The sequence below is a fragment of the Massilia varians genome, from assembly GCF_027923905.1.
Taxonomy (GTDB): domain Bacteria; phylum Pseudomonadota; class Gammaproteobacteria; order Burkholderiales; family Burkholderiaceae_D; genus Telluria; species Telluria varians_B.
Genome location: NZ_AP026966.1, coordinates 5,541,323 through 5,557,503, shown reverse-complemented (window position 1 = coordinate 5,557,503; position 16,181 = coordinate 5,541,323). Strand labels below are relative to the sequence as shown.

General features: G+C 60.6%; 8 protein-coding genes and 3 rRNA genes. 6 read left to right on the top strand and 5 right to left on the bottom strand.

Annotated features, from left to right (window positions below):
- Positions 1 to 7: 7 nt before the first annotated feature.
- The 5 genes from MasN3_RS25050 to MasN3_RS25350 form a co-directional block, all read right to left on the bottom strand.
- Positions 8 to 955, bottom strand: a complete 948-nt coding sequence (locus MasN3_RS25050; RefSeq protein WP_281911154.1) for an MlaD family protein — start codon at positions 953 to 955, stop codon at positions 8 to 10.
- Positions 956 to 957: 2 nt separating this feature from the next.
- Positions 958 to 1,812, bottom strand: a complete 855-nt coding sequence (locus MasN3_RS25045) for an ABC transporter ATP-binding protein (RefSeq protein ID WP_281911152.1) — start codon at positions 1,810 to 1,812, stop codon at positions 958 to 960.
- On the bottom strand, positions 1,812 to 2,960 hold the full coding sequence (locus MasN3_RS25040) for an MlaE family ABC transporter permease (protein ID WP_370662321.1): 1,149 nt from the start codon (positions 2,958 to 2,960) through the stop codon (positions 1,812 to 1,814). Before MasN3_RS25040 ends, MasN3_RS25045 begins: the two co-directional genes overlap by 1 nt.
- A 56-nt stretch (positions 2,961 to 3,016) precedes the next feature.
- Complete coding sequence (locus tag MasN3_RS25035) at positions 3,017 to 4,501, bottom strand: B12-binding domain-containing radical SAM protein (RefSeq protein WP_281911148.1); 1,485 nt, start codon at positions 4,499 to 4,501, stop codon at positions 3,017 to 3,019.
- A 104-nt stretch (positions 4,502 to 4,605) separates the two neighbouring features.
- Positions 4,606 to 5,781: an OmpA family protein gene (locus MasN3_RS25350; RefSeq protein WP_370662320.1), complete on the bottom strand. Its 1,176-nt coding sequence runs from the start codon at positions 5,779 to 5,781 to the stop codon at positions 4,606 to 4,608.
- A 328-nt stretch (positions 5,782 to 6,109) separates the two neighbouring features.
- Between MasN3_RS25350 and MasN3_RS25020 the strand changes: the two genes are divergently transcribed.
- The 6 genes from MasN3_RS25020 (at position 6,110) to istB (ending at position 16,180) form a co-directional block, all read left to right on the top strand.
- Complete coding sequence (locus MasN3_RS25020; protein WP_281911146.1) at positions 6,110 to 8,488, top strand: penicillin acylase family protein; 2,379 nt, start codon at positions 6,110 to 6,112, stop codon at positions 8,486 to 8,488.
- A gap of 452 nt (positions 8,489 to 8,940) precedes the next feature.
- Positions 8,941 to 10,471 (top strand): 16S ribosomal RNA (locus tag MasN3_RS25015).
- A 274-nt stretch (positions 10,472 to 10,745) separates the two neighbouring features.
- Positions 10,746 to 13,621, top strand: a 23S ribosomal RNA gene (locus MasN3_RS25010).
- A 137-nt stretch (positions 13,622 to 13,758) separates the two neighbouring features.
- Positions 13,759 to 13,871 (top strand): 5S ribosomal RNA (rrf, locus tag MasN3_RS25005).
- Together the 16S, 23S and 5S rRNA genes form the textbook arrangement of a ribosomal RNA operon.
- Before the next feature lie 447 nt (positions 13,872 to 14,318).
- Positions 14,319 to 15,398, top strand: a complete 1,080-nt coding sequence (istA, locus tag MasN3_RS25000; RefSeq protein WP_281907819.1) for an IS21 family transposase — start codon at positions 14,319 to 14,321, stop codon at positions 15,396 to 15,398.
- Positions 15,395 to 16,180: an IS21-like element helper ATPase IstB gene (gene istB, locus MasN3_RS24995; RefSeq protein WP_281907820.1), complete on the top strand. Its 786-nt coding sequence runs from the start codon at positions 15,395 to 15,397 to the stop codon at positions 16,178 to 16,180. Before istA ends, istB begins: the two co-directional genes overlap by 4 nt.
- Position 16,181: the final 1 nt, after the last annotated feature.

Genomic DNA, 16,181 nt, shown 5'->3' with positions numbered 1-16,181 from the left:
GTGGTCCTCATTTGGTCGGTGGCACGAAGCCCGGTTCGCCCGGACCCGGCTGCGGGCCCGGGGCGCCGAACAGGATGCTTTGCGGGCGGTCGGACAGCGAGGTGGCGGTGCGCTTCACGGCGCGCAGCGCGCCGCGCGCCTCGTCGGTCATCTGGACGACGTGCGGCAGGGTTTCGAGTTCGAGTTCGCTGGTGGCGGACTGCAGCGAGCCGACCGCGCCGTTCAGGCGCTCGAGCGGGCCGTCCGGCGCCTGCAGGCGCGTGGCCAGCTGGCCGTAGTTGTCGGCGGTGGCCTGGACGCTGGCGGCGGTCGCGTCGAAGGCGTTCAGGCTGCGGTCCATTTTTGCCGCCAGCGCCGGCAGGCGGTCGATGGTCGGCTCGAGCTTGCGCGGGATGGCGGCATAGGCGTCGGCGGCCTTGCCGATGCTGTCGAACGCGCCGACGATGGTTTGCCGGTTCTCGTCGGTGACCATCTTGGCCAGGCTGTCGGTGATCTGCTCGGTCTTTTCGAGGATGGCCAAGCCGCGCTTTTCCAGGATGTCGAGCAGGCCCGGGCGCAGCGGGATGCGGGCCGGCTGGTCTTCGCGCACCGCCAGGCGCGGCGAGCCGGTGCGGTCGTCGTCGAGCTGGATGAAGGCGATGCCGGTCACGCCCTGGTAGCCGAGCGAGGCGAAGGTGGTGGTGGTGATTGGCGAATTCTTGTCGACCGAGAGCTTGATCAGGATCTGGCCGGTGACCCGCGGGTCGAACACGATCTGGTCGACGCGGCCCACTTCCAGGCCGCGGTAGCGCACCGTGGCTTCCGGGTTCAGGCCCGGAATCGACTGCGTGGTGACGATCTCGTAGGGCACCAGCTCGGTGCGGTCGCGGTTGAGCCACAGCCCGGCCAGCACGGCCGCAATCACGAGGGCGATCGTGAAGACACCTGTCATCAGGGCATACGACCTGTTTTCCATATTCAGTCCTCCGAATCGTTCTGGGCCTGGCGCTCTTCGAGCACTTCCAGCGCCCGCTGGCCGCGCGGGCCCAGGAAAAAGTGTTTGATAAAGGGATGCTGGACCCGCAGCACGTCGCAGGCCGGCCCGACCGCCAGCACGTGCTTCTCGGCCAGCACCGCGATGCGCGACGACAGCGCGAACAGCGTGTCGAGGTCGTGCGTGACCATCACCACGGTGAGCTTCAGTTCGCTGTGCAGGGTTTGGATCAGTGACACGAAGGCGTCCGACAGGTCCGGGTCGAGGCCCGCCGTCGGTTCGTCCAGGAACAGCAGGCGCGGCTCCAGCGCGAGGGCGCGCGCCAGGGCCGCGCGCTTGACCATCCCGCCCGACAGGTCGGACGGCATCTTGTTGGCGTGCTCGGGACCGAGGCCGACCATGTCCATCTTGAGCAGCACCGCGTCGCGGATCACGTCCTCGGGCAGCGAGCGCAGCTCGCGCATCGGGAAGGCGATGTTGTCGAACACGCTCAGGGCCGAATATAGCGCGCCCTGCTGGAACAGCATGCCCCAGTGGTTGCGCATGTGCTGCAGCTGTTCCGGTTTGGCCTGGCTGATGTCCTCGCCGAACACCTTCACGCAGCCGTCCGAGGGGCGCTCCAGGCCCAGCATCTGGCGCAGCAGCACGGTCTTGCCGGTGCCGGAACCGCCGACGATGCTGAGGATTTCGCCCGCATAGATGTCGAGGTTCAGGTCCTGGTGCACCACGGTGCGCCCGAAGCGCTTCCACAGGTTGCGGATCTCGACCACCGGCGGCCCGACGTCTTCGTCGGGGCGCTTGTTCAGGCGCTGCGGCGCGCGTTCTTTCAAGTCCGCCATCAGAACCCCACGTCGTTGAAGATGATGGCGAACACCGCGTCCGCCAGGATGACCACGGTGATCGCCGTGACCACCGCGGTGGTGGTGCCGCGGCCCAGGCTCTCGGTGTTCGGCTTGATGCGCAGGCCGAAGTGGCAGGACACCAGCGCGATCAGCATGCCGAAGGTGGCGCCCTTGAGCAGGCCGATCGTATAGTTCGCTATCGGCACCGCATCCGGCAGCTTCTGGATGAAGTAGCGGAACGACAGGCCAAGCTCGATCTTGGCCGAGACCATGCCGCCGATCAGGGCCATGGCGTCGGTCCAGACCACCAGCAGCGGCATCGAGATGGCGAGCGCGATCACCTTGGGCATGATCAGGCGCTGGCCGTGCGAGATGCCCATCACCAGCATGGCGTCGAGTTCCTCGGTCACGCGCATCACGCCCAGCTGGGCGGTGATTGAGGAGCCGGAGCGGCCCGCCACCAGGATCGCCGCCAGCAGCGGGCCCAGTTCGCGGATCACGGCCATGCCGAGGATGTCGACGATGTAGATGTCGCCGCCGAACATGCGCAGCTGCTGCGAGGACAGGAAGGACAGCACGACCCCGATCAGGAAGCCGACCATCGCCGTGATGCCGAGCGCCTGGAAGCCGGAATGGTAGATATTGGCCGAGATCTCGCGCCAGGGGCCGGCCTGCGGGCGGCGCATGAAGCGGCCCAGGTCCAGGATCAGCTGGCCGATCAGGCCCACGAAGGCGCGCAGGTGTTCGAAGAAGGACAGCATGCCGCCGCCCAGCACGATCAGCCAGTGCAGCGGGCTGAGCTTATGACGCGGCAGCTTGATGTCGCTGGCCTTCTCGATGCGGCCGAACAGCTCTTCGTGCTGCGGGTCGAGCTTGAGGCTGGCGGGACGCTGCTTGCCCCAGGCGTTCCAGAACATCTGGGCGCCGACGTGGTCGAGGCGCTCGATGCCGGAGAGGTCCCAGGCGAGGGTCTGCCTGTTTTTTTGGAGCGTGCCCAGGGTGCGGGTAATCGCCTTGAGCACGCCTTTGCGCGACAGCGTATGTACCTGCCAGACGCCGCTCGCCATGACAGATTGGTCCGCCTTGGCGCCCGAGGCCTGGTCTGGATGCTGGATGGTTAATATTGGCGCATTTTCAATCTGCATTGCGCCAGTGTAAAAGAGAATCGTTATCGCTGCTACACGCTTCCTAACATAGTGCGCTATGCCGCCAGGTGGCGTGCCTGGCGTTCGGGAACTGCCGTAGCCGGCTTGTGCGCCGGCGCCGTATCGAGCTTGCCCGCATAGTCCAGCGCCAGCAGGGCGGCCGCTTCCTCGCGCGTCATGCCGCGCAGCTGCAGCCACTCCTGCACCAGCTTGGCCAGCTTCTCGAGCGCGATCCGGTGGGTCGCATCGGTCCTGGTGTAGATCCAGCTTGAAAAGGCCATGAAGTTGTCGAACGGGGCGTCGCCCAGCAGCACGCGGGTGGTGTTGGCGAAGCGGCCCGAGTTGGCCACCAGGTCCCAGTAGCGGGCGAAGCGCACCAGGCCCTGCATGGTCGGGAAGTCGATCCGGTCGGTGGCCAGCACGGTATAGGGCGGGTAGGGATCGTAGACCATGCCGAACGGCTCGGTATGGCGGATGATCGGGGTGCCGCGCAGGCGCTTGAGGATGCCGAACTGGATCTCCTGGGCGCCAAGTTTGACCAACTGGTCAAATCCGCGCGCGAAGCTGGCCACGTCCTCGCCGGGCAGGCCGGCGATCAGGTCCACGTGCAGGTGGGTCTGCGAGCGTTCGGTCAGCCAGCGGATGTTGTCGGCGGCCCTGGCATTGTCCTGGCGCCGGCTCACCAGCGCCTGCACCTCGGGGTTGAAGCTCTGGATGCCGATCTCGAACTGCAACGCGCCGGGCGGGAACCTGGCGATCGTCTCCTTCAGGGCTTCGGGCAGGTGGTCGGGGACCAGCTCGAAGTGGGCGTAGACCGGATCCTCCGGATTCGCTTCCAGCTTGTCGAGGAAGAACTGCATGATGCGCAGGCTGGTCTTGACGTTCAGGTTGAAGGTGCGGTCGACGAACTTGAACAGGCGCGCGCCGCGTGCATGCAGCGACTCCATCTCGGCCAAAAAGGCGTCCAGGGGGAAGGGCCAGGCGGTCTTGTCCAGCGAAGACAGGCAGAACTCGCACTTGAACGGACAGCCGCGCGAGGCTTCCACGTACAGGGTGCGGTGGGCGATGTCCTCGTCGCTATACAAGGAATAGGGCAGGGCGATCTCCGCCATCGGCGGCTGCACGCCGGCATGCACCTTCATCAGGGGCTTGGGGCCGTTCAGGATGTCGGCGCACAGCTTGGGAAAGGTGACGTCGCCCCAGCCGGTGACGACGTAGTCGGCCAGCCGCACGATCGGCTGCTCGCCAGTCTCGTGCGAGACTTCCGGGCCGCCCAGCACGATGATGAGCTGCGGCGCGACGCGCTTGAGCAGCGCCACCAGGCGGGTGGTCTCTTCGACGTTCCAGATGTAGACGCCCAGCCCGAGGATGCGCGGCTGGTGCGCCAGGATGCGTTCGGCCAGGTCGCTGGTCTTGGCGCCGATGACGAATTCGTGGATGCGGGTTCTCTCCTGCAGCGGCCCCATGTTGGCCAGCAGGTAACGCAGTCCGAGGGAAGCGTGGGTGTAGCGCGCGTTGAGCGTGGAAAGCAGGATGGTCATCCCGCGCATTGTACCGAATGCGGGCGCCGGGCTTGCGGCGTGCCCGCCACAAAAAAGAAAAGCGCCACGGCTTGCACCGGGCGCTTTCCTGGGGTCGGGCGGGATTACTTGGTGACGGTGCGGGTACCGACCACTTCGATGGTCACGCGGCGGTTCTTGGCGCGGCCTTCGGCGGTGCTGTTGTCGGCGACCGGCTGGGTCTCGCCCTTGCCTTCGGTGTACAGGCGGGCCGGATCCAGGCCTTTCGAGACCATGTAGGCCTTGACGGCTTCGGCGCGGCGCAGCGACAGCTTCTCGTTGTAGGCGTCGGTGCCGACCGAGTCGGTGTGGCCGACGGCGATCATGACTTCGGTGTTCAGGCCTTCCAGCTTCGCCATGAACTCGTCCAGTGCCGCCTTGCCTTCCGGCTTGACGATTGCCTTGTCGAAGTCGAACAGGGCTTCAGCCGCGATCGAGACCTTTTCCGAGGTCGGGACCGGTTCCGGTGCCGGTGCCGGTGCGACCACCGGTGCCGGTGCTGGCGCCGGCTCAGGTGCGGCGACCGGTGCCGGTGCGACGTAGGCGACCGGGGCCGGGCGGCCGAACTTCCAGACCAGGCTCACGGTGGCGGTGTCGATGTCGCCGCGGTTCTGCACCGCGTCGGTCACGCGGTAGCGCTCCACTTCGCCGCGCAGTGCCATGGTTTCGCTCAGCGCGTATTCCAGGCCCACGCCGTACTTGCCGTGGCGGCGGCCTTCGTTCGGCGGGTTGGCGACGGTCACGGCATCCAGGCGGCTGCCGTTGAAGTGGGTCTTGGCACGGGTGTACTGGACACCGCCGCGCGCCAGGAAGGTCAGGCGCTCGGTCAGCGGCAGGCGGCCGACCAGGTCGAGGTTCACGCCGCGGAACTTGGTCTCACCGTTCAGGTTGCCACGGTTGGTCCAGGATTCGAAGCTGAAATTCTCCAGCTCGAAGTAGCCGGCTTCGATGGCGAAGTAGCGGTTCAGCTGCTTACCGACGAACAGCTTCCAGGTGACGTCGCGGTCGTCAGTGTTGAAGCTGCTCAGGGTCGAGCCGTTCGAGTTCAGGGTGCGCTGCAGCGCGCTCTGGTCGATGTCGGCGCGCGAGCGTCCAGCGCCCACGCCTGCGTACCAGGCGCTGTTGGCCCAATCCGGATTCACGTAGGCCGAATCAGCTTGCGCGGACTGCTGGGAAGCTGCCTCTTGCGGTGCCGCGTGGGCGTTCACCATGGTTGCGCAGGCCAGTGCGATCAGTGCGGCGAGTTTGTTGGATGCTTTCATTGTTCTGCTTTTCGTCAATTAAAACATTAGTCTGTTACCAGGGCCTCGAAGGCCTCGGCTCTCGGGGAGTTACAGGGCGAAGTATTACCTTTTGGCATCTTGCGCACTGTTCGCTATCTCGCATAAGAAGAAACATTCACGAAATAACAACACATTGTTTCTAACGTGCGCCATGCGCTACCCGCTCTGTGTGAACCCATCACTTTCGCCAGTAGGCATGGCGTTAAAGATTGTTTAGAGTTCTGTGCGATTTTAACATTCTCTGCCGCGGGCCGCTGGCCGCAGAAAGTTCTCCATGTCAAGCCCTGCCTTTCCTCGCATCCAACTGATGGCAGTGGCGCTCGCCACCGCGCTGGCGCTGGGCGCCTGCAGCCGCGACAAGGACGACGACCCGGCTGTGCCGCCGCCGGTGCAGACCGCCGCGCGCATCCAGGTCGAGGTTGCGCGCACCACCCACGGCATCCCGCATGTGCGCGCCGAGGATTACCGCAGCCTGGCCTACGGGCTGGCTTATGCCTATGCCCAGGACAACGTCTGCATGTTCGCCGACTCGGTGCTGACCGTGCGCGGCGAGCGTTCGCTGTTCTTCGGCGCCGAGGCCCGGCCGCGCCAGCGCACCGGCGACGAGTACGGCGGCGGCAGCGGCTTCATGGACCTGAACAATGAAGAGAGCGACTTCTTCTTCAAGGGCTACCTCGACATCGAACAACTGCGCACCAATTACGCCGCCGGCACGCCGGAGCCGCGCCAGCTGCTCGAAGGCTTCGTCGAAGGCTACAACCGCTACCTGAAGGACTATGCCGGCAAGCTGCCCGCGGCCTGCTCGGACGCCAAGTGGGTGCGTCCGATCACGCTCGACGACATGTACCTGGTGGTGGCGGAGAAGGCGCTGCACGCGTCCGGCCAGGCCTTCGCCCGGGACTTCGTCGCCGCGGGCCGCGTTCCGGGGGCCACGGTCAGCCTGGCGAAAGCGGCGCCGCGCCGTATCGATGCGGCCACCCTGGTGGCCCAGCTCGATCAACTCAACCGCCAGGGATTCGGCAGCAACGCCCTGGCGGTCGGCAAGGACCTGTCGGCCAACGGGCGCGGCCTGCTGCTCGGGAATCCGCACTATCCCTGGACCACCGCCGACCGCTTCTACCAGGCCCACCTGACCGTGCCCGGCCGCTACGATGCGATGGGCGTGATCATCGGCGGCGTGCCGGCGGTCGTCATCGGCTTCAACAAGGATGTCGCCTGGAGCCATACCGTCACCTTCGCCTACCATTTCACCACCTTCCGGCTGGCGCTCGACCCCACCGATCCGACCGGCACCACCTACTTATATGATGGCGAGCGCCGCAAGATGACGTCGAAGACGGTCACCGTCGACGCACTGCTGCCGGACGGGCTGGTGGGCCGGCGCAGCAAGACCTTCTATTTCAGCCACCAGGGCGCCGTCATCAATCGGACGGCCGCAGGCATGACCTGGACCGCTGGTGCCGCCTATGTCCTGGCCGACCCGAACCGCTACAACACCCGCATGCTCGAGCAGTGGCTGGGCATCGGCACGGCCGGCAGCGTGCGCGCGCTGAAGGACTCGCTCGAGAAGGTGGTCGGCCTGCCCTGGGTGAACACGGTTGCGGCCGACCGCGAAGGCAATGCGCTGTATGCGGACGCCAGCGTGGTGCCGCACATGAATGCCGACAAGTTCGTGAACGGTTGCCTGCTGCTGCAGGCAGCGCTGCTGTTCGACGGTTCGCGCAGCAGTTGCGCCTGGGGACAGGATGCGGGCGCGCCGCCCGGCATCTATGCGCCGGCGACGGCGCCATGGATGCTGCGCACCGATTACGTCGGCAACTCGAACGACAGCTACTGGCTGACCAACCCGAAAGCGCTGCTCACCGGCCCGGCGCCGCTGGGCTTCTCGCCGCTGTATGGACGCACCGGCGTCGAGCAGAGCCTGCGCACCCGCATCGGCTTTCGCCAGATGGAAGACCTGCTGGCGCAGCGCAGCAAGCTGACCCTTGCCGACATGCAGGCGCTGGCCTTCTCGAACCGCGTGTATGCCGCCGAGCTGGTGCTGCCCGAACTGCTGACCGAGTGCGCGGCCTTGAGTAATGAATTGTCGCGCCAGGCCTGCAACGTGCTGCAGGCCTGGGACCGCCGCGCCAATGTCGACAGCCGCGGCGCGGTGCTGTTCCGCGAATTCTGGAGCGCGGCGTCAAGCATTCCGAACAAGTGGGCGAATCCCTTCAATCCTGCCGACCCAGTGAATACGCCCAATGGCGTGGCGCCGGCGGCGATGCCGGCCATGCTGGCAGCGCTGCGCGACGCCGCCGTCAAGCTGCAGTCGCTCGGCATCGCGCTCGATGCTCGGCTCGGGGACGTCCAGGTCGAGCCGCGCAATGGCGTACGGATCGCACTGCACGGCGGCAACGGCAACCAGGAGGGGACGTACAGCTCCCTGACGATGCGCACCGGCCTGACCGCCAACGGCTATGTCGGCGCCCACTGGGGACAAAGCTATATCCAGACCGTCGGCTTCGACGAGCAGGGCCCCGTGGCGCAGGGGGTGCTGACCTATGGGCAGTCGACCGATCCCAAGTCGCCCTGGTATGCCGACCAGACCCAGGTGTACTCGCGCAAGGAGTGGCCGGTGCTGCCGTTTACGCAGGAAAAAATCAGGGCCGATCCGAATTACGCGACGATGAGCCTGCGCGAATAAGGAGGAGCGTGCAAATATTGTCGGCTTCAGGTGGGCTGAAATGTCTCAAAAACTCACGCGGCCCCTTGCGCCACCTTGGCCGCCTTTGCTATGATTCGTGCCTTCCAGCGCTGCATCGGTTCGCAAAACGAACGGCAGCGAAGGAAAAAGAGGGGCTTGACGATAAACGCAAAACACCGCATAATCTCGCTTCTCTGCTGCTGACGAACACAACGCTTCGTAGCGATAGCAGAACAGGGCAACGGTTCTTTAACAATCAACAGTCGATAAGTGTGGGCGTTTGATGAAGGTGCCGCTGACTTCGGTCAGTGATTACTTAAATTATCAAATGTTCACAAGAAATAAACGTAAATCTTCGCAAGAAGGTTTCGTCAGTATTTTGAGTGAGCGAAATCGATCCAGTGGATCGATTTCGAAACCGGTAGCAATACCGGTTTCGACAAACAGAGATTGAACTGAAGAGTTTGATCCTGGCTCAGATTGAACGCTGGCGGCATGCTTTACACATGCAAGTCGAACGGCAGCACGGGCTTCGGTCTGGTGGCGAGTGGCGAACGGGTGAGTAATACATCGGAACGTACCCAGAAGTGGGGGATAACGCAGCGAAAGTTGCGCTAATACCGCATACGTTCTACGGAAGAAAGTGGGGGATCGCAAGACCTCATGCTTTTGGAGCGGCCGATGTCTGATTAGCTAGTTGGTGGGGTAAAGGCCTACCAAGGCGACGATCAGTAGCTGGTCTGAGAGGACGACCAGCCACACTGGAACTGAGACACGGTCCAGACTCCTACGGGAGGCAGCAGTGGGGAATTTTGGACAATGGGCGCAAGCCTGATCCAGCAATGCCGCGTGAGTGAAGAAGGCCTTCGGGTTGTAAAGCTCTTTTGTCAGGGAAGAAACGGCTGAAGCTAATACCTTCGGCTAATGACGGTACCTGAAGAATAAGCACCGGCTAACTACGTGCCAGCAGCCGCGGTAATACGTAGGGTGCAAGCGTTAATCGGAATTACTGGGCGTAAAGCGTGCGCAGGCGGTTTTGTAAGTCTGACGTGAAAGCCCCGGGCTCAACCTGGGAATTGCGTTGGAGACTGCAAGGCTTGAATCTGGCAGAGGGGGGTAGAATTCCACGTGTAGCAGTGAAATGCGTAGAGATGTGGAGGAACACCGATGGCGAAGGCAGCCCCCTGGGTCAAGATTGACGCTCATGCACGAAAGCGTGGGGAGCAAACAGGATTAGATACCCTGGTAGTCCACGCCCTAAACGATGTCTACTAGTTGTCGGGTTTTAATTAACTTGGTAACGCAGCTAACGCGTGAAGTAGACCGCCTGGGGAGTACGGTCGCAAGATTAAAACTCAAAGGAATTGACGGGGACCCGCACAAGCGGTGGATGATGTGGATTAATTCGATGCAACGCGAAAAACCTTACCTACCCTTGACATGGAAGGAATCCTGAAGAGATTTGGGAGTGCCCGAAAGGGAACCTTCACACAGGTGCTGCATGGCTGTCGTCAGCTCGTGTCGTGAGATGTTGGGTTAAGTCCCGCAACGAGCGCAACCCTTGTCATTAGTTGCTACGCAAGAGCACTCTAATGAGACTGCCGGTGACAAACCGGAGGAAGGTGGGGATGACGTCAAGTCCTCATGGCCCTTATGGGTAGGGCTTCACACGTCATACAATGGTACATACAGAGGGCCGCCAACCCGCGAGGGGGAGCTAATCCCAGAAAGTGTATCGTAGTCCGGATCGTAGTCTGCAACTCGACTACGTGAAGTTGGAATCGCTAGTAATCGCGGATCAGCATGCCGCGGTGAATACGTTCCCGGGTCTTGTACACACCGCCCGTCACACCATGGGAGCGGGTTTTACCAGAAGTAGGTAGCTTAACCGCAAGGAGGGCGCTTACCACGGTAGGATTCGTGACTGGGGTGAAGTCGTAACAAGGTAGCCGTATCGGAAGGTGCGGCTGGATCACCTCCTTTCTAGAGTAGCACCGGAAGCGAAAGCTTCAGCATCAAACGTTCACACTTATCGGCTGTTGACTGGACTGTGCTTATTCAAGGCCCTGGTCTTCGATAAGTGTAGTTCTCGTTCTTTAACAATCTGGAAGAAGTAAAGTTTTTTTAAGCGTGTAAGCGAATCGGAAACGATGAGCGAGCACACTTAGGGTAGTAATCAAGTATCAACAAACATGCAATGAGCTGTACTCTTGATTTCTATGACGATCCCTTAACTCATGAGGGGCCAACGTTATAGGGACAAGCGAATAAGTGCACATGGTGGATGCCTTGGCGATTACAGGCGATGAAGGACGTAGTAGCTTGCGATAAGCTGCGGGGAGTGAGCAAACACACTTTGATCCGCAGATTTCCGAATGGGGAAACCCGGCCCTTTGGGTCATTGCATACTGAATACATAGGTATGCAAAGCGAACGCGGCGAACTGAAACATCTAAGTAGCTGCAGGAAAAGAAATCAACCGAGATTCCCAAAGTAGTGGCGAGCGAAATGGGAAGAGCCTGTACGTGATAGTCGATTGAATAGTGGAACAACCTGGAAATGTTGGCCATAGCGGGTGATAGCCCCGTACACGAAATTCAGACGGTGGTACTAAGCGTACGACAAGTAGGGCGGGACACGAGAAATCCTGTCTGAACATGGGGGGACCATCCTCCAAGGCTAAATACTCGTAATCGACCGATAGTGAACCAGTACCGTGAGGGAAAGGCGAAAAGAACCCCGGGAGGGGAGTGAAATAGATCCTGAAACCGTGTGCATACAAACAGTCGGAGCCTCTTTATGGGGTGACGGCGTACCTTTTGTATAATGGGTCAGCGACTTACATTCAGTGGCGAGGTTAACCGAATAGGGGAGCCGTAGAGAAATCGAGTCCGAACAGGGCGACAGTCGCTGGGTGTAGACCCGAAACCAGGTGATCTACCCATGGCCAGGATGAAGGTGCGGTAACACGCCCTGGAGGTCCGAACCCACTAATGTTGAAAAATTAGGGGATGAGCTGTGGGTAGGGGTGAAAGGCTAAACAAACCTGGAAATAGCTGGTTCTCTCCGAAAACTATTTAGGTAGTGCCTCAAGTATCACCATCGGGGGTAGAGCACTGTTATGGCTAGGGGGTCATTGCGACTTACCAAACCATTGCAAACTCCGAATACCGATGAGTGCGAGCTTGGGAGACAGACGTCGGGTGCTAACGTCCGGCGTCAAGAGGGAAACAACCCAGACCGCCAGCTAAGGTCCCAAAGATTGGCTAAGTGGAAAACGAAGTGGGAAGGCTAAAACAGTCAGGATGTTGGCTTAGAAGCAGCCACCATTTAAAGAAAGCGTAATAGCTCACTGATCGAGTCGTCCTGCGCGGAAGATGTAACGGGGCTAAGCCAGTCACCGAAGCTGCGGATATCTAGCAATAGATATGGTAGGAGAGCGTTCTGTAAGCCTGCGAAGGTGTCTTGTGAAGGATGCTGGAGGTATCAGAAGTGCGAATGCTGACATGAGTAGCGATAATGCGGGTGAAAAGCCCGCACGCCGTAAGCCCAAGGTTTCCTGTTCAACGTTCATCGGAGCAGGGTGAGTCGGCCCCTAAGGCGAGGCAGAGATGCGTAGCTGATGGGAAGCAGGTTAATATTCCTGCACCGTCGTATGATGCGATGGGGGGACGGATCGCGGAAGGTTGTCCAGCTGTTGGAATAGCTGGTTTCTGGTTCATAGAAGGCGCTTAGGCAAATCCGGGCGCAGGATTCAAGGGACTGGGACGGGCACCCATGTGGTGCGAAGCAATCGGAAGTGGTTCCAAGAAAAGCCTCTAAGCTTCAGTCATACGAGACCGTACCGCAAACCGACACAGGTGGGCGAGATGAGTATTCTAAGGCGCTTGAGAGAACTCGGGAGAAGGAACTCGGCAAATTGGTACCGTAACTTCGGGATAAGGTACGCCCCGGTAGCTTGACTGCTTTACTGCAGAAGGGTGAAAGGGTTGCAATAAACTGGTGGCTGCGACTGTTTAATAAAAACACAGCACTCTGCAAACACGAAAGTGGACGTATAGGGTGTGACGCCTGCCCGGTGCTGGAAGATTAAATGATGGGGTGCAAGCTCTTGATTGAAGTCCCAGTAAACGGCGGCCGTAACTATAACGGTCCTAAGGTAGCGAAATTCCTTGTCGGGTAAGTTCCGACCTGCACGAATGGCGTAACGATGGCCACACTGTCTCCTCCCGAGACTCAGCGAAGTTGAAATGTTTGTGATGATGCAATCTACCCGCGGCTAGACGGAAAGACCCCATGAACCTTTACTGTAGCTTTGCATTGGACTTTGAACCAATCTGTGTAGGATAGGTGGGAGGCTTTGAAGCGGGGACGCCAGTTCCCGTGGAGCCATCCTTGAAATACCACCCTGGTTTGTTTGAGGTTCTAACCTTGGTCCGTTATCCGGATCGGGGACAGTGCATGGTAGGCAGTTTGACTGGGGCGGTCTCCTCCTAAAGTGTAACGGAGGAGTTCGAAGGTACGCTAGGTACGGTCGGACATCGTGCTAATAGTGCAATGGCATAAGCGTGCTTAACTGCGAGACCGACAAGTCGAGCAGGTACGAAAGTAGGACATAGTGATCCGGTGGTTCTGTATGGAAGGGCCATCGCTCAACGGATAAAAGGTACTCTGGGGATAACAGGCTGATTCCTCCCAAGAGTTCATATCGACGGGGGAGTTTGGCACCTCGATGTCGGCTCATCACATCCTGGGGCTGTAGCCGGTCCCAAGGGTATGGCTGTTCGCCATTTAAAGTGGTACGTGAGCTGGGTTTAAAACGTCGTGAGACAGTTTGGTCCCTATCTGCCGTGGGCGTTGGAAATTTGAAGGGGGCTGCTCCTAGTACGAGAGGACCGGAGTGGACGAACCTCTGGTGTACCGGTTGTCACGCCAGTGGCATTGCCGGGTAGCTAAGTTCGGAAGAGATAACCGCTGAAAGCATCTAAGCGGGAAACTTGCCTTAAGATGAGATTTCCCGGAGCCTTGAGCTCCTTGAAGGGTCGTTCGAGACCAGGACGTTGATAGGCTGGGTGTGGAAGTGCAGTAATGCATTAAGCTAACCAGTACTAATTGCCCGTACGGCTTGTCCCTATAACCTTGGTAGGTTATAGACGAGTCAAGAATACAGCTGCAGTTTGTTGATACTGCTACCCCAAGAACAACAAGAACTTACTTCTTCCGGATTGGTGAAGTTTGACCATGTGGTCAAATTTCACGACAAGTCAAAGCCTGATGACCATAGCAAGTCGGTCCCACCCCTTCCCATCCCGAACAGGACCGTGAAACGACTTTGCGCCGATGATAGTGCTGCAACCAGTGTGAAAGTAGGTTATCGTCAGGCTAGTTATATGAAAAACCCCACCAGGTGATCCTGGTGGGGTTTTTTGCTTTGTATTTTCAGACTTGAATTTTTTCAGTCGTCCAGCAACTACTGCACCAGCTGCGTGATTTCCTCGAGCCGCTACGGCATGCAGAGCAAGTGATTTCACCCGACATTGTTGAACTCGCGCCCACCACGTCGCTGACCAGCTGGGCGACCGCCTCCATCGTGTTGACCTGGCGTAGCGCATCCTCGGCCCTGGCGCGCTCGGCTTCTTCCAAGACAAGCTTGCGTTCCAGCGACTGGAAACTGAACGGTCAGTCGCGTTCTCCGTATGTCATGTCAGGCAGCGTGGGCGCCGCCGTTCATGCGTAGCTCCAGCTTGTCAGCAGCGGTTGTAAACTGATACAGGCAGCGATTGAAAACTGATACACCATTTTGAGAAGATGGCCGCTTTGCGGAGCGGCCTTGAAATCCAAAGAGGTGTACGTGGAAATCCAACTCCTGAAGAAGCATGGGTTAAGCCTTCGGCAGATCGCCGCCGAGGTAGGCTGCGCAGTGAACACGGTGCGCCGGCATCTGGCCCTGGAGGCTGTGCCGAAGTACGAACGCAAAGTGAAGCGCAAGACGAAGCTGGCGCAATTCGAGCAGTACCTGAAGGATCGGCAGCAAGCTGCTCAGCCCGACGTGATACCGGCCACCGTGCTGTACCGCGAGATCGCCGCGCGCGGCTACGAGGGCGGCATGAGCCAGTTGCGCGCCTTCGTGCGCACCTTGCGCCCGGCGCCTCCGGCCGACCCGGTGGTGCGCTTCGAGACGGCGATGGGCGAGCAGCTGCAGGTGGACTGGGTTGAATTCCGCAAAGGCAGCGCGCCGTTACATGCGTTCTGCGCGACGCTCGGTTTTAGCCGGGCCAGCTACGTGGAGTTCGTCAGCAACATGAAGGTGGAAACCCTGATCGCCTGCCATGAGCGCGCTTTTGCGGCGTTTGGGGGCGTGACGCGGCGGGTCCTGTACGACAACATGAAAACAGTGGTGCTGGAGCGCGATGCGTACGGCGAAGGCGAGCACCGCTTCCACGCCGGCTTCCTGGACTTTGCCAGGCATAGCGGTTTCGTGATCAAGCTGTGCCAGCCGTACCGGGCCAAGACCAAGGGAAAAGTCGAACGCTTCAATGGCTACCTGCGCCGCTCGTTCTATGTGCCGCTGGCGAGCCGGCTGGCGCAAAGCGGCCAGAAGCTCGACGTCGTAACGGCCAATGTGGAAGTGGCCCACTGGCTGCGCGAGGTGGCCAATGCGCGCATCCACGGTACGACTGGCGAGCCACCAGCTGAAGCATTGAAGCGGGAAGTGGAGCATCTGCAAGCGCTGCCGGCACCGTGGCGTGCGGACATCGCGGCAGCCAGGCCGCAACCGACCGCCGCAGCACCTACGGTGCCGCGGCCGGCGGCAGTGGTGGAGCGGATCGCCCAGCCATCTCCAGTACAGCATCCGTTGCAGGTGTATGACGCGCTGCTGGTACGGGTAACGGAAGGAGTGGCGGCATGAACCTGCAGCACGAGCGTATCGCGGCGTTGTGCGAGAGCCTGAACCTGCCGTTCGTGGCCCAGGGCTACGGCGCTGCAACGCAGAAGGCAGCGAAGCAGGAAATGGCCTACAGCGACTTCCTGGAGGGCCTGCTGAGGGAGGAAGTCGCCGGGCGCAACGTGCGCAAGCAAAGCACGATGACCCGACTGGCAGGATTCCCAGCGGTGAAGACGCTGGACGAGTTTAACTATGACTTCGCCAAAGGCGTGAAACGCAGTCAGGTCGAGGAGCTGGCTGGCCTGGGCTTCGTTGAGCGACATGAGAACGTGGTGCTGGTCGGCCCCAGCGGCGTGGGCAAGACGCACCTGGCGATGGCACTCGGTTACAAGGCCACCCAGGCCGGCATCAAGACGCGCTTCACCACGGCGGCCGACCTGATGCTGGCGTTGACGACGGCGCATACCCAGAACAATTTGAAAGCGGTGATGCATCGCGCGATCAAAGCATACCGGCTCTTGATCATCGACGAGATCGGCTACTTGCCGATGAACCGGGAGCAGGCGAACCTGTTCTTCCAAGTGATCGCGGCCCTGTACGAACGCAGCAGCCTGATCGTGACCAGCAACCTGCCGTTTGGGCAATGGGACACGACCTTTGCGCAGGATACGACGCTGACCGCGGCCCTGCTCGATAGGCTACTGCACCATGCGCACATCGTGCCGATTGCCGGCGAAAGCTACCGGCTGAAGCACCAGCGACAGGCCGGGATGATGAGGGGGAATGATGTTGCAGAAATGGGCTGAA